Source organism: Streptomyces sp. NPDC107546, from assembly GCF_055639175.1.
This window is the reverse complement of record NZ_JBVKBA010000011.1, coordinates 90,747-114,691: the sequence shown is the minus strand read 5'-3', so window position 1 is coordinate 114,691 and position 23,945 is coordinate 90,747. Positions and strand designations below refer to the sequence as shown.

General features: G+C 69.9%; 25 protein-coding genes. 11 read left to right on the top strand and 14 right to left on the bottom strand.

The genetic code is table 11. The features are described from left to right. Positions 1 to 11 precede the first annotated feature (11 nt). Positions 12 to 1,028 (bottom strand): aldo/keto reductase, encoded by a 1,017-nt coding sequence (locus ACZ7L1_RS18380; RefSeq protein ID WP_471438318.1) that lies wholly within the window; start codon positions 1,026 to 1,028, stop codon positions 12 to 14. Continuing rightward, the gene (locus ACZ7L1_RS18375) at positions 1,025 to 1,501 is read right to left on the bottom strand and encodes a MerR family transcriptional regulator (protein WP_181139046.1); all 477 of its coding nucleotides are present in this window, start codon (positions 1,499 to 1,501) and stop codon (positions 1,025 to 1,027) included. The genes ACZ7L1_RS18380 and ACZ7L1_RS18375 overlap by 4 nt, the downstream gene beginning before the upstream one ends. Before the next feature lie 96 nt (positions 1,502 to 1,597). On the opposite strand from ACZ7L1_RS18375, the gene ACZ7L1_RS18370 reads away from it, so the two are divergent. Together ACZ7L1_RS18370 and ACZ7L1_RS18365 are read left to right on the top strand one after the other, a co-directional pair. Then, on the top strand, positions 1,598 to 2,077 hold the full coding sequence (locus ACZ7L1_RS18370) for a GNAT family N-acetyltransferase (RefSeq protein ID WP_471438316.1): 480 nt from the start codon (positions 1,598 to 1,600) through the stop codon (positions 2,075 to 2,077). Positions 2,078 to 2,095: 18 nt separating this feature from the next. Beyond that, positions 2,096 to 2,917, top strand: coding sequence for a serine hydrolase domain-containing protein (locus ACZ7L1_RS18365; protein WP_471438314.1), 822 nt, complete (start codon positions 2,096 to 2,098; stop codon positions 2,915 to 2,917). A gap of 52 nt (positions 2,918 to 2,969) precedes the next feature. Here the strand turns inward: ACZ7L1_RS18365 and ACZ7L1_RS18360 are convergent, their stop codons facing one another. Then, complete coding sequence (locus ACZ7L1_RS18360) at positions 2,970 to 4,505, bottom strand: alpha-L-arabinofuranosidase B (RefSeq protein ID WP_471438530.1); 1,536 nt, start codon at positions 4,503 to 4,505, stop codon at positions 2,970 to 2,972. Positions 4,506 to 5,105: 600 nt separating this feature from the next. Between ACZ7L1_RS18360 and ACZ7L1_RS18355 the strand changes: the two genes are divergently transcribed. Next, the gene (locus tag ACZ7L1_RS18355; protein ID WP_471438312.1) at positions 5,106 to 5,231 is read left to right on the top strand and encodes a hypothetical protein; all 126 of its coding nucleotides are present in this window, start codon (positions 5,106 to 5,108) and stop codon (positions 5,229 to 5,231) included. Between the two features lie 134 nt (positions 5,232 to 5,365). Here the strand turns inward: ACZ7L1_RS18355 and ACZ7L1_RS18350 are convergent, their stop codons facing one another. After that, on the bottom strand, positions 5,366 to 6,025 hold the full coding sequence (locus ACZ7L1_RS18350) for a pirin family protein (protein ID WP_471438310.1): 660 nt from the start codon (positions 6,023 to 6,025) through the stop codon (positions 5,366 to 5,368). 81 nt (positions 6,026 to 6,106) lie between these two features. Between ACZ7L1_RS18350 and fasR the strand changes: the two genes are divergently transcribed. From fasR to fabF, 5 genes are all read left to right on the top strand, one after another. Then, positions 6,107 to 7,312, top strand: a complete 1,206-nt coding sequence (fasR, locus tag ACZ7L1_RS18345) for a fatty acid biosynthesis transcriptional regulator FasR (protein ID WP_471438308.1) — start codon at positions 6,107 to 6,109, stop codon at positions 7,310 to 7,312. Positions 7,313 to 7,401: 89 nt separating this feature from the next. Then, complete coding sequence (locus ACZ7L1_RS18340) at positions 7,402 to 8,340, top strand: ACP S-malonyltransferase (protein ID WP_471438306.1); 939 nt, start codon at positions 7,402 to 7,404, stop codon at positions 8,338 to 8,340. A 16-nt stretch (positions 8,341 to 8,356) separates the two neighbouring features. After that, the gene (locus ACZ7L1_RS18335) at positions 8,357 to 9,388 is read left to right on the top strand and encodes a beta-ketoacyl-ACP synthase 3 (RefSeq protein WP_471438304.1); all 1,032 of its coding nucleotides are present in this window, start codon (positions 8,357 to 8,359) and stop codon (positions 9,386 to 9,388) included. Between the two features lie 100 nt (positions 9,389 to 9,488). Beyond that, positions 9,489 to 9,737, top strand: coding sequence for an acyl carrier protein (locus ACZ7L1_RS18330; RefSeq protein WP_043440034.1), 249 nt, complete (start codon positions 9,489 to 9,491; stop codon positions 9,735 to 9,737). Between the two features lie 120 nt (positions 9,738 to 9,857). After that, positions 9,858 to 11,129, top strand: coding sequence for a beta-ketoacyl-ACP synthase II (gene fabF / locus ACZ7L1_RS18325; protein ID WP_471438302.1), 1,272 nt, complete (start codon positions 9,858 to 9,860; stop codon positions 11,127 to 11,129). 86 nt (positions 11,130 to 11,215) lie between these two features. Here the strand turns inward: fabF and ACZ7L1_RS18320 are convergent, their stop codons facing one another. After that, a complete protein-coding gene (locus tag ACZ7L1_RS18320) occupies positions 11,216 to 11,710 on the bottom strand; it encodes a DUF3145 domain-containing protein (RefSeq protein ID WP_263229724.1) in 495 nt (164 codons plus the stop codon). A 203-nt stretch (positions 11,711 to 11,913) separates the two neighbouring features. Here ACZ7L1_RS18320 and ACZ7L1_RS18315 point away from each other — a divergent pair, with 203 nt between their 5' ends. Both ACZ7L1_RS18315 and ACZ7L1_RS18310 read left to right on the top strand, forming a co-directional pair. Continuing rightward, positions 11,914 to 12,804 (top strand): SGNH/GDSL hydrolase family protein, encoded by an 891-nt coding sequence (locus ACZ7L1_RS18315; RefSeq protein ID WP_471438300.1) that lies wholly within the window; start codon positions 11,914 to 11,916, stop codon positions 12,802 to 12,804. 10 nt (positions 12,805 to 12,814) lie between these two features. Then, complete coding sequence (locus tag ACZ7L1_RS18310; RefSeq protein WP_471438298.1) at positions 12,815 to 13,786, top strand: aldose epimerase family protein; 972 nt, start codon at positions 12,815 to 12,817, stop codon at positions 13,784 to 13,786. 84 nt (positions 13,787 to 13,870) lie between these two features. Here ACZ7L1_RS18310 and ACZ7L1_RS18305 read toward each other — a convergent pair whose 3' ends face one another. The 4 genes from ACZ7L1_RS18305 to ACZ7L1_RS18290 form a co-directional block, all read right to left on the bottom strand. Next, complete coding sequence (locus ACZ7L1_RS18305) at positions 13,871 to 14,101, bottom strand: fibronectin type III-like domain-contianing protein (protein WP_471438528.1); 231 nt, start codon at positions 14,099 to 14,101, stop codon at positions 13,871 to 13,873. 16 nt (positions 14,102 to 14,117) lie between these two features. Beyond that, complete coding sequence (locus tag ACZ7L1_RS18300) at positions 14,118 to 14,918, bottom strand: EI24 domain-containing protein (protein WP_471438296.1); 801 nt, start codon at positions 14,916 to 14,918, stop codon at positions 14,118 to 14,120. 131 nt (positions 14,919 to 15,049) lie between these two features. Continuing rightward, complete coding sequence (locus ACZ7L1_RS18295) at positions 15,050 to 15,913, bottom strand: hypothetical protein (protein WP_471438294.1); 864 nt, start codon at positions 15,911 to 15,913, stop codon at positions 15,050 to 15,052. Between the two features lie 226 nt (positions 15,914 to 16,139). Continuing rightward, positions 16,140 to 17,138, bottom strand: coding sequence for an NADP-dependent oxidoreductase (locus ACZ7L1_RS18290; RefSeq protein ID WP_471438292.1), 999 nt, complete (start codon positions 17,136 to 17,138; stop codon positions 16,140 to 16,142). A gap of 89 nt (positions 17,139 to 17,227) precedes the next feature. Between ACZ7L1_RS18290 and ACZ7L1_RS18285 the strand changes: the two genes are divergently transcribed. After that, on the top strand, positions 17,228 to 17,680 hold the full coding sequence (locus tag ACZ7L1_RS18285) for a MarR family winged helix-turn-helix transcriptional regulator (RefSeq protein WP_471438290.1): 453 nt from the start codon (positions 17,228 to 17,230) through the stop codon (positions 17,678 to 17,680). A 116-nt stretch (positions 17,681 to 17,796) separates the two neighbouring features. Here the strand turns inward: ACZ7L1_RS18285 and yjfF are convergent, their stop codons facing one another. From yjfF to ACZ7L1_RS18260, 5 genes are all read right to left on the bottom strand, one after another. Beyond that, positions 17,797 to 18,819: a galactofuranose ABC transporter, permease protein YjfF gene (gene yjfF, locus ACZ7L1_RS18280; protein WP_471438288.1), complete on the bottom strand. Its 1,023-nt coding sequence runs from the start codon at positions 18,817 to 18,819 to the stop codon at positions 17,797 to 17,799. Next, positions 18,819 to 19,916 carry an ABC transporter permease gene (locus ACZ7L1_RS18275; RefSeq protein ID WP_471438286.1) on the bottom strand — a complete coding sequence of 366 codons (1,098 nt, stop codon included), beginning with the start codon at positions 19,914 to 19,916 and terminating at the stop codon, positions 18,819 to 18,821. Before ACZ7L1_RS18275 ends, yjfF begins: the two co-directional genes overlap by 1 nt. Next, entirely contained in the window at positions 19,913 to 21,451 is a 1,539-nt protein-coding gene (locus ACZ7L1_RS18270; RefSeq protein ID WP_471438284.1) for a sugar ABC transporter ATP-binding protein, read from the bottom strand. Before ACZ7L1_RS18270 ends, ACZ7L1_RS18275 begins: the two co-directional genes overlap by 4 nt. 95 nt (positions 21,452 to 21,546) lie before the next feature. Beyond that, positions 21,547 to 22,551: an ABC transporter substrate-binding protein gene (locus tag ACZ7L1_RS18265; protein ID WP_471438282.1), complete on the bottom strand. Its 1,005-nt coding sequence runs from the start codon at positions 22,549 to 22,551 to the stop codon at positions 21,547 to 21,549. 138 nt (positions 22,552 to 22,689) lie between these two features. Beyond that, complete coding sequence (locus ACZ7L1_RS18260; protein ID WP_471438527.1) at positions 22,690 to 23,706, bottom strand: LacI family DNA-binding transcriptional regulator; 1,017 nt, start codon at positions 23,704 to 23,706, stop codon at positions 22,690 to 22,692. Positions 23,707 to 23,945 lie beyond the last annotated feature (239 nt).

Genomic DNA, 23,945 nt, shown 5'->3' with positions numbered 1-23,945 from the left:
TCGGTGAGCGCCTACTCCCGCCCCACCGACGTGAAGCTCATGTCCGGGTAGCGGTCGCCTGCCACCTTGGACGCGATCGGCTCCAGCAGGGACAGCTCCTCCTCCGACAGGACGATCCGCGTCGCCGTCACGTTCTCCTCCACCCGTGAGCGCTTGGTCGTGCCCGGGATGGGGACCACCGCGAGGCCGCGCACCGCGGCCTGCTGCTGCACCCAGGCCAGCGCGATCTGCGCCGGCGAGGCGTCGTGGGCCTTCGCCACCGACCGGATCGGTTCGAGCAGCGCCCGGTTGGCGGCCGCGTTCTCGCCCGTGAAGCGGGGCATCGTACGGCGGAAGTCCTGGTCCGTGAGGTCCGTCTCCGCGTTCGAGAAGGAGCCCGTGAGGAAGCCGCGGCCGAGCGGCGAGTACGGCACCAGGGCCACGCCCAGCTCCTTGGCGGCCGGCACCACGTGAGCCTCGATGTCCCGGCTGAACAGCGACCACTCCGACTGCACCGCGGCGATCGGGTGGACGGCCCGGGCCGCCCGGAGTTCGTCGGCGGTGACCTCGCTCAGCCCGAGGTGCTTGACCTTGCCCTCGCGCACCAGCTCCGCCATGGTGCCGACGCTCTCCTCGATCGGCACGTTCACGTCCCGGCGGTGCATGTAGTAGAGGTCGATCACGTCGACGTCCAGGCGCTTCAGGCTCGCCTCGACGCACCGGCGGATGTAGGGCGGGTCGTTGCGGACGACCCGCTTGAAGGGGTCGTCGGGCGAGGTGGAGATCGCGAACTTGGTGGCGATGACGACCTCGTCCCGATGGGCCTTGAAGAACGGCGACAGGAACTTCTCGTTCTCCCCCGCGCCGTACATGTCCGCCGTGTCGTACAGGGTGACGCCGAGCTCCAGCGCCCGCTCCAGTGCGACACGCGACTCCTCGGCGTCCGCGGGGCCGTACGCGAAACTCATGCCCATGCAGCCGAGTCCCTGCACACCCACCTCGGGGCCGTCGTCGCCGAGCCGCACCTGCGAGATCCTGCTGTCCGTCATCGGGGCCTCTCCGACGCCAGGGCGCGCCCGGCGTCCGCGTAGAAATCGATCTTCCGGTTGAGCACCGCGAGCGTGTCCTGGAGCTCCGCGATCCGGGCGAGCACGTCCCGGCGGGTCGCCTCCAGGAGTTCGTACCGCTCGGCGTAGGTATGGTCTCCGGCGCGCACCAGTTCCGCGTAGCGCACCATGTCGGCCACGGGCATGCCGGTGAGCCGGAGCTTGCCGACGAGGTCGAGCCAGTCCAGGTCGGCGTTGCAGTAGCGGCGCTGGCCGGTGTGCGAGCGGTCCACATGGGGCATCAGCCCGATCCGCTCGTACCAGCGCAAGGTGTGCGCCGTCAGACCGGTGAAGGCGACGACCTCGCTGATCGTGTAACTGTCCTGCCCGTCGGGGCGGGGGTGCCGCCCGGGCGGTACGCCGCAGATGTCGGTCCCGTTTTCGGCCGCCTCGGCCAAGGTCTCGATCACCGTCATGGCCCCCACGCTAGGGCCTTCGAGTGCACTCCAAGCAAGCGGAATGTAATGAAAATGGCGAGACCCGGACGACGGGCTGTGGCTAGCGTGCGGGACATGAGTCTCGTACGCCGGGCCGTGCCCGAGGACGCCGAAGAAGTGCTGCGCCTGCGCCAGGTGATGATCGATTCGGTCTTCTCCTCCGACCCCTCCGACTCCTCCACAAAGTGGCACGCGGAGTCCCTACCGGCCCTGCGCGGCCGGCTCGCCGATCCGGACGGCGGCTTCGCGGCGTTCGTCGTGGACCATCCGGAGCGGCCGGGGGCGCTGGCGGCGCTGGTGGCCGGGACGATCGAGTACCGGATCGGGCGGGCCGGCAATCCGCACGGGCGGGTCGGACACGTCTTCAGCGTGGCCACCGATCCGGACGTGCGCCGCCGGGGCTATGCCCGCGCCTGCATGGAGGAGGTGCTGGGCTGGTTCCGGGAGCAGGGCGTCCCCCAGGTCGACCTGAACGCGTCCGCCGAGGCGGAGCCGCTGTACGCGTCCCTGGGCTTCGTGCGCAAGCCGGACCCCTCGATGCGGCTGCAGCTGTGAGCCGCATAGGCTCGGGGCATGCCCCTGCAGAGCCTGGCCCTGATCACTGACTGGCCCGTCCCCACCGCCGCCGCGGCGGTCGTCCGGGCGGACGGCACCGTGCTCGGGACGCACGGTCCGGTCGAACACCGCTTTCCGCTGGCCTCGGTGACCAAGCCGCTGGCCGCGTACGCGGTGCTCGTCGCGTACGAGGAGGGGGCCATCGAGCTGGACGAACCGGCCGGGCCGTCCGGGGCGACGGTACGCCATCTGCTCGCGCACACGTCCGGGCTGGCCTTCGACGAGCACCGGGTGACGTCGGCGCCCGGAGAGCGTCGGCTGTACTCGAACGCCGGGTTCGAGGTGCTGGGTGACCATGTTGCGAAGGCGACGGACATCCCGTTCGCCGAGTACGCCCGGCAGGCGGTCCTCGAGCCGCTCGGCATGACGTCCACGACCCTCGACGGCTCCCCGGCGAAGGACGGCGTCTCCACGGTGGCGGACCTGGCTCGGTTCGCGGCGGAGGTGCAGGCGCCGCGGCTGCTGGATCCGCGCACGGTGGCGGAGGCGATGACGGTGCAGTACCCCGGGACGAAGGGGGTGCTGCCCGGCTACGGCCACCAGAACCCGAACGACTGGGGACTGGGGTTCGAGATCCGCGACTCCAAGTCACCGCACTGGACGGGCAGTTCGTCGTCCCCGCGGACCTTCGGCCACTTCGGCCAGTCGGGCACGTTCCTGTGGATCGACCCGGACGCGGGGGTGGCGTGCGTGGCGCTGACGGACCGCGCCTTCGGCCCGTGGGCGATCGAGGCGTGGACGCCGTTCACGGACGCGGTGCTGGCGGAGGTACGGGGCTGACGACGCCCTCGGTCACCATGCGCTGGAGGCGCTCAGAGAGGCCGGTTGCTCGTCAGCTCCAGGGAGATGCGGTGAGCCAACTGGTGTCCTGGGCCCACGACGACGGGTTGTCCCAGGCGTTGGAGCCGCCGTTGCCGGCTATGTAGGCCGTGAATTTGTAGTGGCGGATGTACTTGGCCGGGTAGTTGAAGGACTGCAGGGAGTAGCCCGTGCCGCTGTTTCCCGGCTTGGAGCAGAAGGTGGCGTCGGCGGCGAACTGGCCGGTGCCGTCATTGGGCTGGAGATGGAGCTGGAACGCGTAGTGCCTGAGGTAACTGCCGGGTGTGTTGGCCGACTCGAAGGAGACGCAGTTGCTGTTGGCCAGGCCGGCGCGGACGATCCAGGTGGCGTCGCCCTTGTCGGTGGCCGAACTGCTGGAGGTCACCGGCGCGATCACGACCTTGTCGTCGCTGGTGTCGTGCTGCAGGTAGTCGCCGGTGCAGCAGGAGGTGGTGGCCTGCAGCGAGACCTTCGCGCCCGGGGTGAAGGGGGTGGTGGTGCTGTAACCGGCCGCGGCGACGTCGGCCTGGACCGCGGCGTCGGTGGCGTCGGAGGGGTAGCCCCTGACCATGGCGCCCTCGTAGAAGGTGCCCGCGCTCGCGTTGCGGTTGGTCTGGCAGCAGTCACCGCCGCTGCCGAGGATGATGGCGCCCTGCTTGTGCATCGGGTTGTACCCGGTGGGCAGTGAGCCGCTGTAGAACTGGGTCAGGCTCCCGGACTGCGCGTTGGCGCCCTTCAGCGCCATCTGGGTGGTGCCGTTGTTCTTGAGCATCGCGGTGACGAAGTGGCTGGTCTCGGAGACCTGGTTGGGATTCCACGCCTTGCTGCCACCGACGAACAGGCCGTTCTCCAGGTCCGCCTGCACCCACGGCCCGGTTCCGCTGCACCCGCCGAACCAGCATTCCGTGCTGAAGTTGATCGCGTCCATGGCACCGTTGCCGTCGGCATGGTGGTCGATCTCCGTGTTGCCGTAGTCGAAGCAGCAGCCGCCGTTGACGTGGGTGCCGCTGGTGACCATGTACTCGCCCTCGGGTGAGCTGCCGGTCGGCACGCCCCCGGTGGAGCTGTAGGCGAAGTAGCTGTTACCGGGGTTGATGTAAAGCGCGTAAGCCTTCTGGCCGCCCACGCTCAGCGGTTCGGTGTTCGCGGTGGCCGCCGTGTCGGCGCCGCCGGTCCCGCCGGGTCCCTGGTAGACCAGGGTGTTGCCGCCGCCGGTCTGGTCGTAGACGCGGGTGATGGTGCAGGTGGTGCCCGCGCAGAAGGAATCCTGCGCCGCGGCGTTGGCGACGCCTCCGGCGGACAGTACCCCGACGTCCTGCGACGTACTGTCCGACGCGCGCTGCACCTGGTAGAGCGGGCCGTTGTAGGAGGCGAACAGCGCGCGGGTGGTGCTGTGCGCCGCGACGCACGGCGTGCCGCCCGCCGCGTAAATGTCGCAGGGCCCTTGTGTAGCGGCGTGCGAGGCTTCGCTGAAGGCGATAAGGCCGGTGAAGGCGAGCGCCACCGCGGCCAAGGAGACAACGAGCCTCCGGCGCAGTCGGCGGAACATGAGCAACGCAGGCACCAGAACTCCCTTGTTCATCGATATGGGGAAAACAAGCCGCGCCCCGACGGGGTTCGCGGTGGGCTGATGGGGGCCTGAGGGCGGGCGGACGCGTCCGGGCCTGCGGATTTGCCGCCTCGTTTTCTCGAATTGTTAGCGCTAACAATTCGAGGGAACGAGGCGGCTGTCACTCGGCCGTTCGGATCAAGCCATGACTATCGGCGAACTCCAGAGGGGCGTCAAGACATTGAACCGTCCGAACCGTTCGCTCCAGGAGGGTGGACACGACGGACCCCATACGCAGGCGGCGGTCGCAATCTGCCCGTGCAAGTCCTGTCTCTCGGCTCGCCGGAAAGCCCGGAGGTCGACCCGTCTACGGCGCAAGCGCTGCGAAGTTCCGGCTCGCGAATCATGCGAGAGGTATTGACGCCGTTCACCGGTTCTCTATGATCCAGTTTGCTCGACACTTCGACCTTTGTTCGGCATAACGAACATTCCGCCGCCACCACATCGACAGTCCGCGCAGCCTCCGACGGGGCCGACCAGGACCGCTCACTCACGGATTACGAGGTCCCCATGCACAGACGAAGGTGCAGCCGCAGACATGTGTCTGCGGTGCTCGCCGCCGCGGTTGCGGCCCTGGTCTACCAGGGCAAGTCCCCCACCACACCGGTGAACACCCCCTACGAGCAACTGCCGTACCGGCCGGGTCTCCTCACCCTGCAGCGCTGACCTGCCTGATCCACGGTGATCGCGATCGGGTGCGGTCCGCCGGCGCGTGGACGAGCGGCTTACACCTGCGCGGCGCCCTGCCGGCTCAGGTCTCTCCCCCTGCACATCCGGACCCGGACGCGGCACCCCGGCGATCAGCGATCCGTCATCTCCCACACCAGCAGATCCGCCCCCGTCACCGCCACCACCTCCAGGTCCTTGGCGTCCGTGATCCGCGCCGCGTCCCCCGGCCCCAGCTCCTCCCCGTCCAACCGCACTTCGCCCCGCACCACGTGCACATACACATACGCCGCGTCCGGCACCGCCGTCCGCTCCCCCGCCCCCAAGCGCCGTACGTGCAGCATCGCGCCCGCCTCCGGGACCGCATACGGGGTCGAGTCGGCGATACCGTGGACCACCTCGTAGACCGGGTCGCCACCCGGTTCGCGGGGGGCAAGCCACATCTGGACGAAGACCAGCGGAGCCTGCCCGTCGTTGCGTTCCACGTGGCGGACGCCGGCGCCCGCGCTCAGGCGCTGGACGTCGCCGGGGCGGATCAGCGACGTGTGGCCCGTGGAGTCGCGGTGGGTCAGCTCGCCCTCCACCACCCATGTGACGATCTCCGTGTGGCTGTGCGGGTGCTCGTCGAAGCCTGCGCCCGGTGCGAGCCGCTCCTCGTTGCAGGCGATCACAGCGCCGAAGCGGAGATTGTCCGGGTCGTAGTGCGGGCCGAAGCTGAAGGCGTGCAGGGACTCGATCCCGGCGGCAGGGTCCCCTCCGCGGTAGCGCTCGCCGGCGCGCCGTACGTCCGTCACGGTCCCCACCGTAGCCCCGCACCTCCCGCGGTCAGGGACCCCCGCCACACGGTCCCGTCCCGATAAGGCAGTCTTGTCCCCGTGCCCGAACCCGAATCCCGCCTCACCGAGCCCGCAGCGCATTCCATCCATCCGCACGCCGCGACCCTGAAGCGGCTGGAGAAATCGTCCGGAAGCCTCGCCGCGCAGGCCATCGCACGCATGGACGAGACGCTGCCGTGGTACCGGGCGATGCCTCCGGAGAACCGTTCCTGGATCGGGTTGGTGGCTCAGGCGGGTATCGCCGCGTTCACCGAGTGGTTCCGGCACCCCGACGCCCCGCAGGCCATCTCCACCGATGTGTTCGGGACCGCGCCGCGCGAGCTGACCCGGGCGATCACGCTGCGGCAGACCGTGGAGATGGTGCGTACCACCATCGAGGTCATGGAGTCCGCCATCGACGAGGTGGCCGCCCCCGGTGACGAGTCCGTGCTGCGCGAGGCGCTCCTCGTGTACGCGCGGGAGATCGCCTTCGCCACCGCGCAGGTCTACGCCCAGGCCGCCGAGGCCCGCGGCGCCTGGGACGCGCGCCTGGAGTCGCTCGTCGTGAACGCCGTGCTGAGCGGGGAGGCCGACGAGGGGGCCGTCAGCCGGGCCGCCGCACTTGGCTGGAACTCGCCTGAACATGTGTGCGTGGTGCTGGGTACGGCGCCCGACGGTGACAGCGAGTTGACGGTGGAGGCCATTCGACGGGCTGCCCGGCATGCCAAGTTGCAGGTGCTCACCGGAGTGCTCGGCGACCGGCTCGTGGTCATCGCCGGCGGCAGTGACAATCCGCTCGCCGTCGCCAAGTCGCTGATCGGTCCGTTCGCCGCCGGTCCGGTCGTCGCCGGGCCGATCGTGCCCGATCTGCTCGCCGCGACCCGGTCCGCGCAGGCCGCCGCCGCGGGCCTGAAGGCGTGTTCTGCCTGGCAGGACGCACCGCGCCCGGTGCTGGCGGACGATCTGCTGCCGGAGCGCGCGATCGCAGGCGATCCGAGCGCCCGCGAGCAACTGGTGGAGGAGATCTACAGACCGCTGGAGGAAGCGGGCTCGGCGCTCCTGGAAACACTCAGCGTTTATCTGGAGCAGGCGTCCAGTCTCGAAGGCGCCGCGCGCATGCTCTTCGTTCACCCGAACACCGTCCGCTACCGGCTCCGACGTGTGACTGACGTCACCGGTTGGTCGCCCTCTGATGTACGCTCCGCGTTCACGCTGCGGATCGCACTGATCCTGGGGCGTCTGGCCGACGGTGATCCCCAGACCTAGTCTTTTGTCGGGGGCCCACAAAACCCCCTGCGGTTCTTCGTCCTTGTCCCCACGGGCGGCCCCGGCCGTCCCCAAGAGAGAGTGTGAGAGTGCTCGTACTCGTCGCTCCCGGCCAGGGCGCCCAGACGCCCGGCTTCCTGACCCCCTGGCTCGACCTCCCCGGCGCCGCCGACCGCGTCGGCGCCTGGTCGGAGGCCATCGGACTGGACCTCGTCCACTACGGCACGCAGGCCGACGCCGACGCCATCCGGGACACCGCCGTGGCCCAGCCCCTGCTGGTGGCTGCCGGGCTGCTGTCCGCCGCGGCACTCGGTACCGACACATTTGCCGCTGACGTGGCGGGGGCCCCCGGCGCCGTCGCCGGGCACAGCGTCGGTGAGATCACCGCGGCGGCCTTCGCGGGCGTCCTCGGCGACACCGCCGCGCTGACCCTCGTCCGCAAGCGGGGCCTGGCCATGGCGGACGCCGCCGCGATCACGCCCACCGGCATGTCGGCCCTGCTCGGCGGCGACCCCGAGACGACGATCCCGCACCTGGACAAGCTCGGCCTGACCCCGGCGAACGTGAACGGAGCCGGGCAGATCGTGGCCGCCGGCACCCTGGAGCAGCTCGCCGCCCTGGAGGCGGACAAGCCGGAGGGTGTGCGCCGGGTCGTTCCGCTGAAGGTGGCCGGCGCCTTCCACACCCACCACATGGCCCCGGCGGTCGACGCCCTCGCGCACGCCGCCGAGGCGCTGACGCCCGCCGACCCGCAGGTCACGTACGTCTCCAACAAGGACGGGCAGACCGTCGAGACCGGTGCCGAGGTGCTCAAGCGCCTGGTCGGCCAGGTCGCCAACCCGGTCCGCTGGGACCTGTGCATGGAGACCTTCGAGAAGCTGGGCGCGACCGCGCTGATGGAGGTGTGCCCCGGCGGCACCCTCACCGGCATCGCCAAGCGCGCGCTGCCGGGCGTCAAGACCCTCGCCCTGAAGACCCCCGACGACCTCGACGCGGCTCGCGAACTCATCGCCGAGCACAGCGCCTGATCAGGAGAGCGAGAGCATGTCGAAGATCAAGGCACGCAAAGGCGCCCCCTACGCGCGCATCCTCGGCGTCGGCGGGTACCGTCCGGTCCGGGTGGTGCCGAACGAGGTGATCCTGGAGAAGATCGACTCCTCCGACGAGTGGATCCGCTCCCGCTCCGGCATCGAGACCCGGCACTGGGCGAACGACGAGGAGACCGTCGCCGCGATGTCGATCGAGGCGGCCGGCAAGGCGATCGCCGACGCGGGGATCGCCGCCGACCAGATCGGCGCGGTCGTCGTCTCCACCGTCTCCCACTTCAGCCAGACCCCGGCCGTCGCCACCGAGATCGCCGACAAGCTCGGCACGAACAAGGCCGCCGCCTTCGACATCTCGGCGGGCTGCGCGGGCTTCGGCTACGGCCTCACGCTCGCCAAGGGCATGGTGGTGGAAGGTTCCGCCGAGTACGTCCTCGTCATCGGCGTGGAGCGGCTGTCGGACCTGACGGACCTGGAGGACCGGGCCACCGCCTTCCTGTTCGGCGACGGTGCCGGCGCGGTCGTCGTGGGTCCCTCCGAGGAGCCGCACATCGGCCCGACCGTGTGGGGTTCGGAGGGCGACAAGTCCGAGACGATCAAGCAGACGGTGCCGTGGAACGCGTTCCGTCTCGGCGACGTCTCCCAACTCCCGCTGGACAGCCAGGGCAACGTCAAGTTCCCGGCCATCACGCAGGAGGGCCAGGCGGTGTTCCGCTGGGCCGTGTTCGAGATGGCGAAGGTCGCCCAGCAGGCGCTGGACGCGGCCGGGATCACCCCGGACGACCTGGACGTCTTCATCCCGCACCAGGCCAACGTGCGGATCATCGACTCGATGGTGAAGACTCTGGGGCTGCCGGAGCACGTCACGGTCGCCCGTGACATCCGCACCACCGGCAACACCTCGGCCGCCTCGATCCCGCTCGCGATGGAGCGGCTCCTGGCGACCGGCGAGGCGAAGAGCGGCGACACCGCGCTCGTCATCGGCTTCGGGGCGGGTCTCGTGTACGCCGCGACGGTCGTTACCCTCCCCTAGGCACTCCGTGCCGGATCATGCGGTCCGGTGCGGGAACTGCACAACCTGCCGCTGACGCGGTGGGCGCACACATCTGGATATCTACGAAGGAGCGCCTGACATGGCCGCCACTCAGGAAGAGATCGTCGCCGGTCTCGCCGAGATCGTGAACGAGATCGCCGGGATCCCCACCGAGGACGTCCAGCTGGACAAGTCCTTCACCGACGACCTGGACGTCGACTCGCTGTCCATGGTCGAGGTCGTCGTCGCCGCCGAAGAGCGCTTCGACGTCAAGATCCCCGACGACGACGTCAAGAACCTCAAGACGGTCGGTGACGCCGCCGAGTACATCCTCAAGCACCAGGCCTGATCGACCGATCACCTGGGCAGACAGCCAGGCGCCGGGCCGGTGGTCCGGTCGCCGGGCCGTTGCCCCGCCACCCGGCGGTGGCGCCGCTGAATCCTCGTATCCGTTGGAGAAAGAATTCCCGTGAGCTCGACCAATCGCACTGTGGTCGTCACCGGTATCGGCGCAACCACACCGCTGGGTGGCGACGCGGCCTCTACCTGGGAGGGCCTGGTCGCCGGCAAGTCCGGTGTCGGACCCCTGGAGCAGGAGTGGGCCGCCGAGCAGGCGGTCCGCATCGCCGCGCAGATCGCCGTGGAGCCGTCCGAGGTCATCCCACGGCCCCAGGCCCGCCGTCTGGACCGTTCGGCGCAGTTCGCGCTGATCGCGGCCAAAGAGGCCTGGTCGGACGCCGGATTCACCGCCAAGGCGGGCGAGGACGCAAGCGTCGACCCCGACCGGCTCGGCGCGGTCATCGCCTCCGGCATCGGCGGTGTGACCACCCTCCTCGATCAGTACGACGTGCTGAAGGAGAAAGGCGTCCGCCGTGTCTCCCCGCACACCGTGCCGATGCTGATGCCGAACGGCCCGTCCGCGAACGTGGGTCTGGCCGTGGGCGCCCGCGCCGGTGTGCACACCCCGGTCTCCGCCTGCGCTTCGGGCGCGGAGGCCATCGGCTACGCCATCGAGATGATCCGCACCGGGCGCGCCGACGTGGTCGTCGCCGGCGGTACGGAGGCGGCGATCCACCCGCTGCCCATCGCCGCGTTCGGCAACATGATGGCGATGTCCAAGAACAACGACGACCCGCAGGGCGCCTCGCGTCCCTACGACGTCGACCGTGACGGCTTCGTCCTCGGTGAGGGCGCGGGCGTCCTGGTCCTGGAGTCCGCCGAGCACGCCGCCAAGCGCGGTGCCCGCGTCTACGCGGAGGCGGTCGGCCAGGGCATCTCCGCCGACAGCCACGACATCGTGCAGCCCGAGCCCGAGGGCCGCGGCATCTCGCACGCCCTGCACAACCTGCTGGACAACAGCGGCCTCGACCCGGCGGAGATCGTGCACGTCAACGCGCACGCCACCTCGACGCCGGCCGGTGACATCGCCGAACTGAAGGCGCTGCGGAAGGTGTTCGGGGACCACGCGGACCACATCGCGGTCTCCGCGACCAAGTCGATGACCGGGCACCTTCTCGGTGGTGCGGGCGGCGTGGAGTCGGTGGCGACCGTGCTCGCGCTGTACAACCGGGTGGCGCCGCCGACGATCAACGTGCAGAACATCGACCCGGAGGCCGAGGCCAACGCGGACGTCGTCCGTGGGGAGGCCCGGAAGCTGCGGACCGAAGGCCGGATCGCCGCGCTGAACGACTCGTTCGGGTTCGGCGGCCACAACGTGGTGCTGGCGTTCCGGACGGTCTGAGAAACGTCCCGCCGCCAGGGCCCGAGACCCTGCGCATGAGGGGCCCCACCGGCCGGTGGGGCCCCTCATGTCGTGTGCGGAGGTCTTCAGACGACCTGGTGCAGCCAGCGCACCGGCGCTCCCTCGCCCGCGTACCGGAACGGTTCCAGTTCGTCGTCCCACGGCTTGCCCAGGAGCCGGGCCAGTTCCGCCTCCAGGTCGCTCTCGCCGCGCTGGGAGCGGATGAGGGCCGCGCGCAGCCGGTCCTCGGGGATCAGGATGTCGCCGTGGATGCCGGTGACCGCGTGGAAGATGCCCAGGTCGGGGGTGCAGCTGTAGCGCTCGCCCTCGGCGGTCGGGCACGGTTCCGCGGTGACCTCGAAGCGCAGCAGCTGCCATCCGCGCAGCGCGGAGGCGAGCTTGGAGGCGGTGCCGGCCTCGCCCTGCCAGGAGAACTCCGATCTCCAGGTGCCGGGGGCGGCGGGCTGCCGGATCCAGTCGAGGTTGACGCGGGTGCCCAGCACGCCCGCGACGGCCCACTCGACGTGCGGGCACAGTGCGCGGGGCGCGGAGTGCACGTACAGGACTCCACGTGTCGTCACCTGAACCTCCGGGCAGAGCGCCACATCTTGTAACTTTACGGAACGGGCGTGGCAAGGGCGGCCACGGGGCGAGGCTACCGTGCGGCGGGCCGAGGAGTGTGACGTACCGTCGGTCCCGTTGCCCGTGAATGCCGAGGTTTCACCCAAGGGGACGCGGGCTTGACCCAGCGTGTTCGAAGCGCTGCCGAACGAGGGGACCAGGGATGGGGAAGCGAAACCACCGCTTCAGGGCCGTCGCCGCGGTCGCCGCCGCGGTCGTCCTGGGGCTCGCCGGATGCGACGCCTCGGGTGGCGACGGGGGGCGGAGCACCGCGCCGTCGTCGCGGCCGTCCCCGAAGCCGGTGTGGAACCGCTCCCCCGACTCGATCGCCGCCGTCGGCGACTCCATCACGCGCGGCTTCGACGCCTGCACCGTGCTGTCCGACTGTCCTCAGGTGTCGTGGGCGACGGGCACCGACACCGGCGTCGACAGCCTGGCCGTACGGCTGCTCGGGGCGACCGGGGCCACGGAGCGCAGCTGGAACTACGCGGTGACCGGGGCGCGGATGGCCGACCTGGCCGGGCAGGTCGCGCAGGCGGTGCAGCGCAGGCCGGAACTGGTGACGGTGATGGTCGGGGCCAACGACGCCTGCCGCTCCTCCACCTCGGCGATGACCGCGGTCGACGACTTCCGCGAGCAGTTCGAGGACGCGATGGCCGTCCTGCGCCGGTCGCTGCCCAAGGCGCAGGTGTACGTCTCCAGCGTGCCGAACCTGATGCGGCTGTGGTCCGAGGGCCGCACCAGTGCGCTCGGCAAGCAGGTGTGGAAGCTGGGCATCTGCCCCTCGATGCTGGGCGACGCGGACGCGCTGGACGCCGCGTCCACCCAGCGGCGTGCCACGGTGCAGTCGCGGGTGGAGGAGTACAACCGGGTCCTGAAGGAGGTGTGCGCGAAGGACCGGCGGTGCCGCTTCGACGGCAACGCGGTCTTCGACTACCGCTTCGGGCCCGCGCAGTTGAGCCCCTGGGACTGGTTCCACCCCAGCAGGAACGGTCAGGCACGACTCGCCGAGATCGCCTACCGTGCCGTCACCGCCGAGGATCCCGTGACCTAGGGTTTCCCACATGAGCGAACTTTTCGGCACGCTTTCCGACGGCACGGCGGTCCACCGCTGGACGCTGGAGCGGGGCGGGGTGCGGGTGCGCGTCCTGTCGTACGGCGGGATCGTGCAGTCGGCGGAGGTCCCGGACCGGGAGGGGGGCCGGGCGGACGTCGTGCTGGGCTTCCCGGATCTGGACGGCTATCTGCGCCATCCGGAGCCTTACCTCGGGGCTCTGGTCGGGCGTTACGCCAACCGCATCGCGGGCGCCCGCTTCCCGCTCGACGGCCGGACCTACGCGCTGGAGCCGAACAACGGTCCCAACTCGCTGCACGGCGGGTCGCGGGGCTTCGACAAGCGGGTCTGGGACATGGAGCCGGTGGAGCACGGCGTCCGGCTGTCCCGGGTCAGCCCGCACGGTGAGGAGGGCTTCCCGGGCCGGCTGGAGGTCTCCGCGACGTACACCCTCGACGCGGACGGCGCGCTGCGGATCGTGTACGAGGCGGTCGCGGACGCGCCGACCGTGGTGAACCTGACGAACCACTCGTACTGGAACCTGGCCGGTTCCGGGAACGCGGGCGGCCACGAGCTGAGCATCGCGGCCTCCCGGTACACCCCGGTGGACGCGGACCTGATCCCGACGGGAACGCAGGAGACCGTCGAGGGCAGCCGCTTCGACTTTCGGGAGTCCCGGAAGGTGGGCTCCGGCTACGACCACAACTTCGTGCTCGACAAGGGTGTGACGCGCACCCCGGCGGAGGTCGCCGAGCTGCACGACCCGGCGTCCGGACGCCTGCTCACCGTGTCCACGACCGAGCCCGGCCTGCAGCTGTACACGGCGGACCACCTCGGCGCCCCGTTCGCCCCCGGCGACGGCATCGCACTGGAGACCCAGCACTTCCCGGACTCCCCGAACCGCCCGGACTTCCCGAGCACGCGGCTGCGGCCGGGCGAGGTGTACCGGTCGGAGACGGTGTACGGCTTCTCGGTGCGCTAGCGGCCCGGCCCGAACGAGCGACGAGCCCCGGCCCGGCCGTCAGGTTCCGGACCGGGGCTGTTCGTCGAGGGACTCGGTCCCGTGTCAGACGTTAATCGTCGTCGTGACCCGGTGGTCGGCGATCGAGCGCCCGGCCCGGATTTCGTACGAACCCTTCACAACCGTCCACGCCTGCGTGCGCTCGTCCCAGACCTCGACGGCGCGGCGCGCCGGCTCGACGACGGCCTCGGCGCTCTCCCCCACTGCCGCCCCGACGACCGCGAAGCCGGACGGCCGGCAGGCGGGGCGGTCCGGGTCCGGGAGGCGGCGGCGTATGTGCCGGGGGCCGCCGTCAGGGGTGGTGGCTGATCCGCTCGGCCTGGGAGTCCTCCTCCGTCTCCCCGGCGTTCTCCTCGCCCAGCAGGTCCCGGGCCAGCAGCGTGGCGCCCGCGACCGCGCCCGGCATCAGGAAGACGGCGACGAACGGGACGAGGAAAGCGAGGCCGAGGGGTGTGCCGAAGCCCCAGACGAGCAGCTTGCGGGAGCGCAACAGGGTGAGGCGGTCGCGGAGTTCGACGCTCCGGCGCTGCAGCGCCACGGCGGTGAGTTCCTCGGTGAGGAAGAAGCCGGTGACGAAGAAGCCGATGACCGGGACGACGGTCTGGCCGACGAACGGCAGGAAGCCGAGGGCGAAGAGCAGGACGCCCCAGAGTGTGGCCCGTACGAGGACACGGAGGCTGTCGCGGGCCGATATCCACATCTCCCGGTGGAGGGGCAGGTCCGACTCGGCCGCCGTGCCGTCCGGGGAGACGTCGCGGTCGACCTTCTCCGAGAGGTTCTCGTAGAAGGGCTGGCCTATGAGGAGGGTGAGCGCGGTGAAGGTGAGGACGGCGAGGAGGAGGGCGAGGGCGAACAGCACGACGGTGAGGAAACCGCGGAAGAGCCCGAGCCAGGGGTCCGGCCAGCCGTCGGCGAAGGGGGTGGCCCAGGTGACGAGGTCGTCGCCCCACAGGGCGAGTGCGACGAGCGCCGCCGCGTACAGGACGAGGGTGATCAGCCCCGGCAGGATGCCGAAGCCGTACTGTTTGCCGTGGCGGGCCACCCAGCGTTGGCCCTTGAGGAGATAGCCGAGTCCCGCGCCCAGATCATGCATGGGAAAACCCTATCGACGATCGGCCTATTGATTGTCATGGCGGCGTCACCGTCGCCGTGATGCCGTTGTCACCATCGCCTGTCATGCACAGTTTCACCGTGGTCTGTCATGCACAGTTTCACCGTGGTCTGTCATGCCGGTGTCACCGTCACCACGACCGCCCGCTCCGCCGCCGGGCTCATCGCCGCCGACACCCGTACCGCCGTCGCCCTGGTGACGCGGCCCGCGCGCGCAGCCGCCGCCAGGAGCAGCGGCTGGATCTGTTCCAGGCCCGTGACGAGGAGTTCCTCGCCCGCCAGCAGGACCGGGTGGGCCGCCTTCGTCGTCGCGGCGGCCGCTTCCGTGAGGTCGGCCAGGGGAGGCAGGGCCGCCCGGACCAGGGTCGCCCCCGTGGCCGCGGCCCGCCCCGTCAGGTCCTCCTGGAGCGGCAGCAGGGGGGCCAGAGCGGCCGTCAACGCGTCGGCCATCCGCGTGAGTTCGGGCGCCGAGTCCCGCAGGACCTCCGCCGCCGCGCGGACCAGCGGGGTCAGCGCGAGAAGCGTGCCCGCCGCGAGGCCGGCCGCCGCGGGCAGCAGCGGGGCGGTGGCCTCCATCAGTTCCCCGACGACCGCCGCGACCTCCTCCATCGCCGGTTCGACGGCGTCGAGCACCGGCAGCAGGCCCTCGCCGAGGGCTGCCAGCAGGGCCTGCGCCGGTTCGCTCACCGGGTGCACGGCCAGCGGCGCGCCGGTGGCGCCCAGCCGGGTCAGGGTGTCGACGATCCGGTAGAACGCCTCCTGCGCCTGCGGCGACCCGCTCGCGTCCGCCAGCTCCTCCGTCGTCCGCCGCAGCATGCGCAGCGTCTCGGCGCCCGAACCGTCGCGCGGATCGAGGGTGTTGACGGCGATCCTGGTGATGTTCCCTGCCGTGTCCAGGAGCTGGCCTGCGACGTCGGTGGTGCCGCGCGCCAGGCGCACCACGTCGTGCCAGCGGGGAAGCGTCGGAATCGGCGACATGGGCGGCCCTCCTCGCTCCTCAGCATGCCCGCTCGGGGCCGCCGGGGCCGCCGAGTTCGGACATCCGTCACCGCGGGGCCACCGTCCAGTCTCCCGGAGGCGGTCATTCCCCCCAGGCGGACGGCATGGTGAAGGCCGCACCCCACGTCCAAGGGCGCGGCCTTCGCCGTACGCAACGACCGCGGTCAGGCGGGCGTCACGGTGCGTGCGGGTGGTTTTCCGCCGGTCAGAGCTTGACGATCATCTTGCCGACGTTGTCGCCGCGCAGGACGCCGAAGAACGCCTCCAGGTTGTTCTCGATGCCCTCGACGACGGTCTCGCGGTACTTCAGCTCGCCGGAGCGGACCCAGGCGCCGACCTCCTCGACGAACTCCGGCTGCAGGTCGTAGTGGTCGCCGACCAGGAAGCCCTCGATCCGGCCGCGGGTCTGGATGAGCCGGGCGAGGTTCCTCGGGCCGGGGGCGGGCTCGGTGTTGTTGTAGACGGAGATCATGCCGCAGACGGCGATGCGGCCACCGCCGTTGAGGGAGCCGATGGCGGCCTCCAGGTGGTCGCCGCCGACGTTGTCGAAGTAGACGTCGATCCCGTCGGGGGCGGCGGCGCGGAGCTGCTCGCTCACGGGGCCGTTCTTGTAGTTGAAGGCGGCGTCGAAGCCGTACTCCTCCAGCAGCAGCTTGACCTTCTCGTCGGAGCCCGCGGAACCGACGACCCGGGAGGCGCCCTTGAGCTTGGCGATCTGGCCGACCTGGCTGCCGACGGCGCCCGCGGCACCGGAGACGAAGACGGAGTCGCCCTCCTTGAAGGCGGCGGTGCGCAGCAGGCCGGCGTAGGCGGTGAGCCCGGTCATGCCGAGGACACCCAGGTACGTGGACAGGGGCGCGGCCTCAGGGTCGACCTTGACGGCGTTCTTCGCGTCCACTGCCGCGTACTCGCGCCAGCCGAAGAAGTGCAGCACGTGGTCGCCGACGGCCAGGCCCGCGGCGTTGGAGGCCACGACCTCGCCGACCGCTCCGCCCTGCATGACCTTGCCGAGCTCGAAGGGGGCGACGTAGGACTTGGCGGCACTCATACGGCCACGCATGTACGGGTCGACGGAGAGGTACTTGTTCCGCACCAGCACCTGACCCTCGCCCGGCGCCGGGACCTCCGCGTCGACCAGGGCGAAGTCCTCGGGCTTCGGCCAGCCGACCGGTCGGCTGAGCAGGTGCCATTCGCGGTTGATCATGACTACGCCTTTCGGATTTACTTCAGTACCTAAAACAACCATGCGCCTGAATATTTCAGCATGTCAAGTAACCGGGTATCCTGAAGCGCATGGCCACTCCGCGGAAGATCCCTCGCCCCGACGCCCTGACCATGGAAGTCGTCGAGCTCATCGGCGAGGTGGTGGCCCGCTTCTACGAGGACTACGAGACCGCGGCCGGCGAGCACGCGCTGACGGGCGCACAGGCACGCCTGCTCAGCCTTCTGTCGCTGGAGCCGCTGCCGATGCGCAAGCTGGCCCAGAAACTGAAGTGCGAGCCGTCGAACGTCACCGGCATCGTCGACCGCCTGGAGTCCCGCGGCCTGGTCGAACGCCGCCCGGACCCGGCGGACCGCCGTGTGAAGCTGGCCGCGGCGACGGACGACGGGCGCCGCGTCGCCCGCAGCCTGCGCGAGTCACTGCGCTTCGCGAGAGAGCCCTTGGCGGCGCTCACCGAGGAGGAGCGCCACGTGATGCGGGGGCTGTTGCAGCGGATGCTGACCTCGGGCACCCAGGGACACTGAGAACGAGTGGTGCCGCAGGCCCTGTCGGCCCTGCGCGCCACCGGGGCGCAAACGGAGGAGCGGCCCGGTGCACGGCGTGCCCCGGACCGCTCAGACTGGGTACGTCCCTTGGGGGATCAGGTCTTCCTGCGAGTCGTCATGAACCGCTGGACCAGGATGAACACGCACAGCAGCACACCGGTTGCGATCTTCGTCCACCAGGAGCTGAGCGTGCCCTCGAACTGGATGATGCTCTTGATCAGGCCCAGCACCAGCACACCGAACAGGGTTCCCAGCACGTAGCCGGAGCCACCCGTCAGCAGCGTGCCGCCGATCACGACCGCGGCGATCGCGTCGAGTTCCATGCCGGTGGCGTGCAGCGGGTCACCGGACTGGATGTACAGGGTGAACAGGAGACCGGCGAGCGCCGAGCAGAAGCCGCTCACCGTGTACACAGCGATCTTCGTGCCGCCCTGCGGGAGACCCATCAGCATGGCCGACTGCTCGTTGCCGCCGATGGCGTACACCCGGCGCCCGAAGCGCGTGTAGTGCAGGACGTAGAACGCCACGGCGAGGACGACCAGCGCGACGATCGCACCGATCGACAGGAAGCCCACTCCCAGCGACACCTGCGCCTGGGCCATGCTGCTCACCGAGGAGTCGCTGATGGAGATCGACTCCTTGCTGATGACCAGGCACAGGCCGCGGAAGAGGAAGAGGCCGGCGAGGGTCACGATGAAGGGCTGGATCTCGAAGTTGTGGATCACATAGCCCATCAGGAAGCCCCCGAAGGCACCCACGGCCAGCGCCATGGGGATCACGAGCGGCAGCGGCACCCCCTGGCGCTCCACCAGCCAGGCCGTGAACATCGTCGTGAAGCCGATCATCGAGCCGACGGACAGGTCGATGCCGCCGGACAGGATGACGAAGGTGGCGCCGACGGCCGCGACCAGAAGATAGCCGTTGTCGATGAACAGGTTCAGGAAGACCTGCGGTTCGGCGAACCCGTAGTACTGGTAGCGGCTCAGGCCCACGCCGTACATCGCGAGGAAGAGCAGTGCCGTCGCCACGACGGGCAGGCGCTGGTCACCGAGCAGGCGCCGGGCCTTGGACGGGGTACGGCTGTCCGGCGCGGTGGGGCTCTGGGTGGTCGCGCTCATCACGACACCTCCATCTTGGGAGCGGCGTCGGCCGTCGCGGCGGTGTCCGCCGGGGCCGCGGCCGGCGTGGCGCTCCCCTTCGTGCCGAACCTGGCACCGAACAGCCTGGTGCGGAACTTCGGGGACTGCAGCAGGCAGACGACGATGACGACGGCGGCCTTGAAGACCAGGTTGGTCTGGGTCGGCACACCGATGGTGTAGATCGTGGTGGTCAGGGTCTGGATGACAAGGGCGCCGACCACCGTGCCGCCGACGGAGAACCGGCCGCCCAGGAGCGAGGTGCCGCCGATCACCACGGCGAGGATCGCGTCGAGTTCGATCCACAGGCCGGCGTTGTTGCCGTCCGCGGCCGAGGTGTTGGAGCTGATCATCAGGCCTGCGATGCCGGCGCACAGCGCGCAGAACACATACACCATGATCTTGATGCGCAGGGACCTGATGCCCACCAGGCGGCTGGCCTCGGCGTTGCCGCCGACCGACTCGACGAGCAGACCGAGTGCCGTGCGGCGGGTCAGCGCGACGGTGACGGCCACGACCACGGCCACCACGAAGATGGAGAACGGCAGCGTCAGCCAGTAGCCGCCGCCGATCAGCTTGTACGGGTCGCTGTTGACGGTGATGATCTGGCCGCCGCTGATCAGCTGGGCGACACCGCGACCGGCGACCATGATGATCAGCGTGGCGATGATCGGCTGGATGCCCATCCTGGCGACCAGGAAGCCGTTCCACAGACCGCAGACGACCGCGGCCAGCAGGCCCAGGCCCATGGCGAGCAGCACCCCTGACAGGGCGTTCTGGTCGGCCTGGTGGCTGATGTACGAGCAGGCCAGCGCTCCGGTGATGGCGACCACCGCGCCGACGGAGAGGTCGATGCCGCCGGTCGCGATGACCAGGGTCATGCCGACCGCCACCAGGATGAGGGGCGATCCGAACAGCACGATCGAGACGAGGCTGCCGTACAGGTGGCCGCCCGACATCCGGACGGAGAAGAAGTCGGGCGTGAAGGGAACGTTGACGAGCAGCAGGAGGACAAGGACCGCTACCGGCCAGAAGAGGTGGTGTTGGGTCAGCGCTCGCCATCGGGAAGGGGTGGTCACTGGTGCTCTCCGCTCGCGATGGTCTCCAGGATCCGGCTGGTGGTGATCTCGGGCCCGTTGGCGATCTGCGCCACCAGCCGGCGGTCGCGCAGCACCCCGATGGTGTGACTGAGCCGGAGTACCTCCTCCAGCTCGGCCGCGATGTACAGGACGGACATGCCGTCCTCGGAGAGTGAGACCACGAGCTTCTGGATCTCCGCCTTCGCCCCGATGTCGATGCCGCGCGTCGGCTCGTCCAGGATCAGCAGTTTCGGCTGGGTGATGAGCCAGCGGGCCAGCAGCACCTTCTGCTGGTTGCCGCCGCTGAGCTGTCCGACCCGGGCCTCGGGATTGGCGGGGCGGATGTCCAGCGCCTTGATGTACTTGGCGACGAGTTCGTCGCGCTGCGAGACCGGGATGGGCCGGGTCCAGCCGCGCGAGGCCTGCAGGGCCAGGATGATGTTCTCCCGCACCGTCAGATCCGGCACCAGGCCCTCGGTCTTGCGATTCTCGGAGCAGAACGCGACGCCGGCGCCGATCGCGTCGTTGGGAGCGCTCATCGACACCTGCTTGCCGCCGATGGACACCTTGCCGCTGTCCGGCTGGTCGGCGCCGAAGAGCAACCGGGCGAGTTCGGTCCGGCCCGATCCGAGCAGGCCGGCGAGTCCGACCACCTCGCCCTTCTTGATCTCCAGGTCGAAGGGGGCGATGCCACCGGTCCTGCCGAGACCGTCCGCCTGGAGCAGCGTCTCGCCGAGGTCGGAGTGCAGCTGCTGGTCGTGGAGCTCCTCCAGCTGGTCCAGTGCCTTGCCGAGCATGAGCTGGACGAGACCGACCTGATCGAGGTCGCGCACCATGTGCTCGCCGACGAGGGTGCCGTTGCGCAGCACGGTCATCCGGTCGCAGACCTCGTAGATCTGGTCGAGGAAGTGCGAGACGAACAGAATCGCGACGCCTTCGTCCTTCAACCGCCGCATCAGTGCGAACAGTTCGAGGACCTCGTCCCGGTCCAGGCTGGAGGTCGGCTCGTCGAGGATCAGCACCTTGGTGCCCGGCCCCTCGTCGCCGCTGTCGCCGGTGCCCACGGACCGCACGATCGCGACCAGTTGCTGCACGGCCAGCGGGTACGAGGACAGGGGAGCGGTGACGTCGATGTCGAGGCCGAGCCGGTCGACGAGCTCTGCCGCCTCCTTGCGCAGCCGCTTCCACTGGATGCGGCCCATGCGGGTCGGTTCGCGCCCGATGAAGATGTTCTCCGCCACCGACAGGTTCGGGCAGAGGTTGACCTCCTGGTAGACCGTGCTGATGCCGGCCTGCTGTGCCTGCAGCGGGCTGCCGAACCGCACGGACTTCCCGTCCAGCGTGACCGTGCCGCCGTCCAGGGAGTAGACCCCCGTAAGCACCTTGATCAAGGTGGACTTGCCCGCGCCGTTCTCGCCGATCAGGGCGTGGATCTCGCCGGGGAAGAGCCGGAAGTCGACGTCCGACAGAGCCCGTACCCCCGGGAACTCTTTGACAATGCCCGTCATTTCCAGGACGGGCCGCGGCTCTGCCATGGCAGCGCTCCTCATTGAGACTGGTTCAGGCCCGCAGGGAGCCCCGTGACCGAGGCTCGGCCGGACGGAGGCTCCCTACCGGTGGGCGCGGTCGGTCAGTACTTGCGGTTCGGGAGCGCGGCTGCGGCCTGGTCCTGCATGTAGTCGCTCTCCTTGGTCTTGATCCAGCGCTCGACCGTCTGACCCTCGTGAACCTTCTTCACGACCTCCATGAGCTGGGGGCCGAGCAGCGGGTTGCACTCGACGATGGCGTTGATCTTGCCCTGGGACATGGCGACGAAGCCGTCGTGGACGCCGTCGATCGAGACGATCAGGATGTCCTTGCCGGGCTTCTTGCCCGCCGCCTCGATGGACTGGATGGCGCCGAGGGCCATGTCGTCGTTGTGCGCGAAGAGCACGTTGACGTCCGGGTTGGACTGCAGGAAGGCCGCCATGACCTGCTTGCCGCCGGCACGGGTGAAGTCACCGGTCTGGCTGACGACGATCTTCCAGTCGTCCTTGTGCTCCGCGTCCATGACCTCCTTGAAGCCCTTGGCACGCTCGATCGCCGGGGCGGCTCCGGTGGTGCCCTCCAGCTGGGCGATCTTCACCGCACCCTTGTGGCCGGCCTTCTCCAGGACCTTCTCCAGGATCTTCGCGGCGCGGCGGCCCTCGTCGGTGAAGTCGGAGCCGACCAGGGTCACGTACAGGGAGTCGTCGGAGGTCTGCACCGAGCGGTCGGTGAGGACCACCGGGATCTTCGCGGCCTTGGCCTCCTTGAGCACCGCGTCCCAGCCGGTGACGACCACCGGCGAGAAGGCGATGACGTCCACCTTCTGCGCGATGTAGCTGCGGATCGCGGAGATCTGGTTCTCCTGCTTCTGCTGGGCGTCGGAGAACTTGAGGGTGTAACCCGCCGCCTTGGCCGCGTCCTTCACCGAGGTGGTGTTCGCGCTGCGCCAGCCGCTCTCCGAACCGACCTGGGAGAAGCCGAGGGTGATGGTCTTGCTGCCGCCCCCGGAGGAGCCGGAGGAACTGTCGTCCTTCTTGGCGCAGGCCGCAAGGCCACCCGCGGCCGCCACGCCGACCGCCGCCGTGAGGAAGTTCCTTCTGTTGAGCATGTTCTTCTCCTTTGAAGAGCCGACCCGGGGGATTGGACTCGCTGGTGCTGGAGGGGGCCGGCCGCTGTGCGTCCAGCCTGTCGATCATTGTTCGAAATATCGGCCACACTCCTGCATGCGGTGCGGCCGACCGGTCGGTCAGTGGGGTACGCCCTCCGTTCGAGCGGCGCACGGGAAGGTGCTGGCGCGGACGACGAGTTGGGGTTCGATCGTGATCCGGGCCGTGGTGGCGGGTGGCCGGCCCTCGATCAACTCCAGGAGCAGCGCGATGCCGCGCTTGCCCACTGCCGAGAAGTCCTGCCGAACGGTGGTGAGAGGAGGAGCGTAGAACTCCGACTCCGGGATGTCATCGAAACCGACCACCGCGACGTCCTGGGGCGTTCGGACCCCCGCCTCACGCAGGGCCCGCAACACCCCCAGTGCCATCTGGTCGTTGGCCACGAAGACGGCGGTCAGCCCTCGGCCCACCCAGCCGGCCAGTTCCTGGCCGGCGCGGTAACCCGACAGCGGACTCCAGTCCCCGCGCAGCGGCACGGGCGCCTCGACACCCGCCGCTTCGAGGGTCGCCCGCCAACCGGCGGCCCGGTCGGCCGCCTCCTGCCAGTCCTCGGGCCCGGCGAGGTGCCAGACCGTGCGGTGGCCGGCGGCCAGCAGATGACTGGTGGCCAGCGTCGCTCCCAGGTGCTGGTCCACACTGACGCCGGGGATGTCGACGCCCGGCGCGCTGCCCACGACCACCACCGGGAAGGGGTAACGGAGTTCGGCAAGAGCGTCCACCGCCGACTGCTGCGGAGCGATGGCGACCACTCCTTCCACTCCGCCCTCGCTGAGGTGGTCCATGGCTTCCGAGAGCGTCTCCATGGTCAGCTTGCGCAGGCTGACCGTCGAGACGAGATATCCCTCGGCGCGTGCCGCCTCTTCGAGCGCGAACAGCGTACTGGCCGGTCCGTAGAGGGTGGTGTCGGAGGCGACCACACCCAGCGTCCGGGTGCGCCGAGTCACCAGGGCCCGTGCGGAGGAGTTGCGGCGATAGCCCATCTCCTCGATCGCCCGCAGCACCCTGGCCCGTGTCGCGTCCCGCACATTGGGGTGGTCCCCCAGCACACGGGACACGGTCTGGTGGGACACACCGGCCACGCGCGCCACGTCCGCCATGGTGGGCGGTCGAAGTTCATTGTCTGGCACGACCACACCTCCCCTGGCGCTCGCCTGCCGGTAAGTCCTGTGATGTGCACGGTCGTTGCTGCGCCGCAGGCTTCACTCCGTGGTTCCGGAAAGCCCAACGATGCCGGTCGGAAGGGTGAGTTGGGGCGTTGTGGACACGACGCTCGTACCTTCCCGTCCTGCGTTGACCGCTGACTGGTGAATGCGGGGGCTATTGTGAGCGCTAACAA

Bases quoted from the DNA above. Each gene is read 5' to 3' on its own strand.
- ACZ7L1_RS18380 (WP_471438318.1), bottom strand. From the start codon at position 1,028: ATGACGGACAGCAGGATCTCGCAGGTGCGGCTCGGCGACGACGGCCCC.
- ACZ7L1_RS18375 (WP_181139046.1), bottom strand. From the start codon at position 1,501: ATGACGGTGATCGAGACCTTGGCCGAGGCGGCCGAAAACGGGACCGAC.
- ACZ7L1_RS18370 (WP_471438316.1), top strand. From the start codon at position 1,598: ATGAGTCTCGTACGCCGGGCCGTGCCCGAGGACGCCGAAGAAGTGCTG.
- ACZ7L1_RS18365 (WP_471438314.1), top strand. From the start codon at position 2,096: ATGCCCCTGCAGAGCCTGGCCCTGATCACTGACTGGCCCGTCCCCACC.
- ACZ7L1_RS18360 (WP_471438530.1), bottom strand. From the start codon at position 4,505: ATGTTCCGCCGACTGCGCCGGAGGCTCGTTGTCTCCTTGGCCGCGGTG.
- ACZ7L1_RS18335 (WP_471438304.1), top strand. From the start codon at position 8,357: ATGTCGAAGATCAAGGCACGCAAAGGCGCCCCCTACGCGCGCATCCTC.
- ACZ7L1_RS18330 (WP_043440034.1), top strand. From the start codon at position 9,489: ATGGCCGCCACTCAGGAAGAGATCGTCGCCGGTCTCGCCGAGATCGTG.
- ACZ7L1_RS18315 (WP_471438300.1), top strand. From the start codon at position 11,914: ATGGGGAAGCGAAACCACCGCTTCAGGGCCGTCGCCGCGGTCGCCGCC.
- ACZ7L1_RS18310 (WP_471438298.1), top strand. From the start codon at position 12,815: ATGAGCGAACTTTTCGGCACGCTTTCCGACGGCACGGCGGTCCACCGC.
- ACZ7L1_RS18300 (WP_471438296.1), bottom strand. From the start codon at position 14,918: ATGCATGATCTGGGCGCGGGACTCGGCTATCTCCTCAAGGGCCAACGC.
- ACZ7L1_RS18295 (WP_471438294.1), bottom strand. From the start codon at position 15,913: ATGTCGCCGATTCCGACGCTTCCCCGCTGGCACGACGTGGTGCGCCTG.
- ACZ7L1_RS18290 (WP_471438292.1), bottom strand. From the start codon at position 17,138: ATGATCAACCGCGAATGGCACCTGCTCAGCCGACCGGTCGGCTGGCCG.
- ACZ7L1_RS18285 (WP_471438290.1), top strand. From the start codon at position 17,228: ATGGCCACTCCGCGGAAGATCCCTCGCCCCGACGCCCTGACCATGGAA.
- yjfF (WP_471438288.1), bottom strand. From the start codon at position 18,819: ATGAGCGCGACCACCCAGAGCCCCACCGCGCCGGACAGCCGTACCCCG.
- ACZ7L1_RS18270 (WP_471438284.1), bottom strand. From the start codon at position 21,451: ATGGCAGAGCCGCGGCCCGTCCTGGAAATGACGGGCATTGTCAAAGAG.
- ACZ7L1_RS18265 (WP_471438282.1), bottom strand. From the start codon at position 22,551: ATGCTCAACAGAAGGAACTTCCTCACGGCGGCGGTCGGCGTGGCGGCC.
- ACZ7L1_RS18260 (WP_471438527.1), bottom strand. From the start codon at position 23,706: ATGGCGGACGTGGCGCGCGTGGCCGGTGTGTCCCACCAGACCGTGTCC.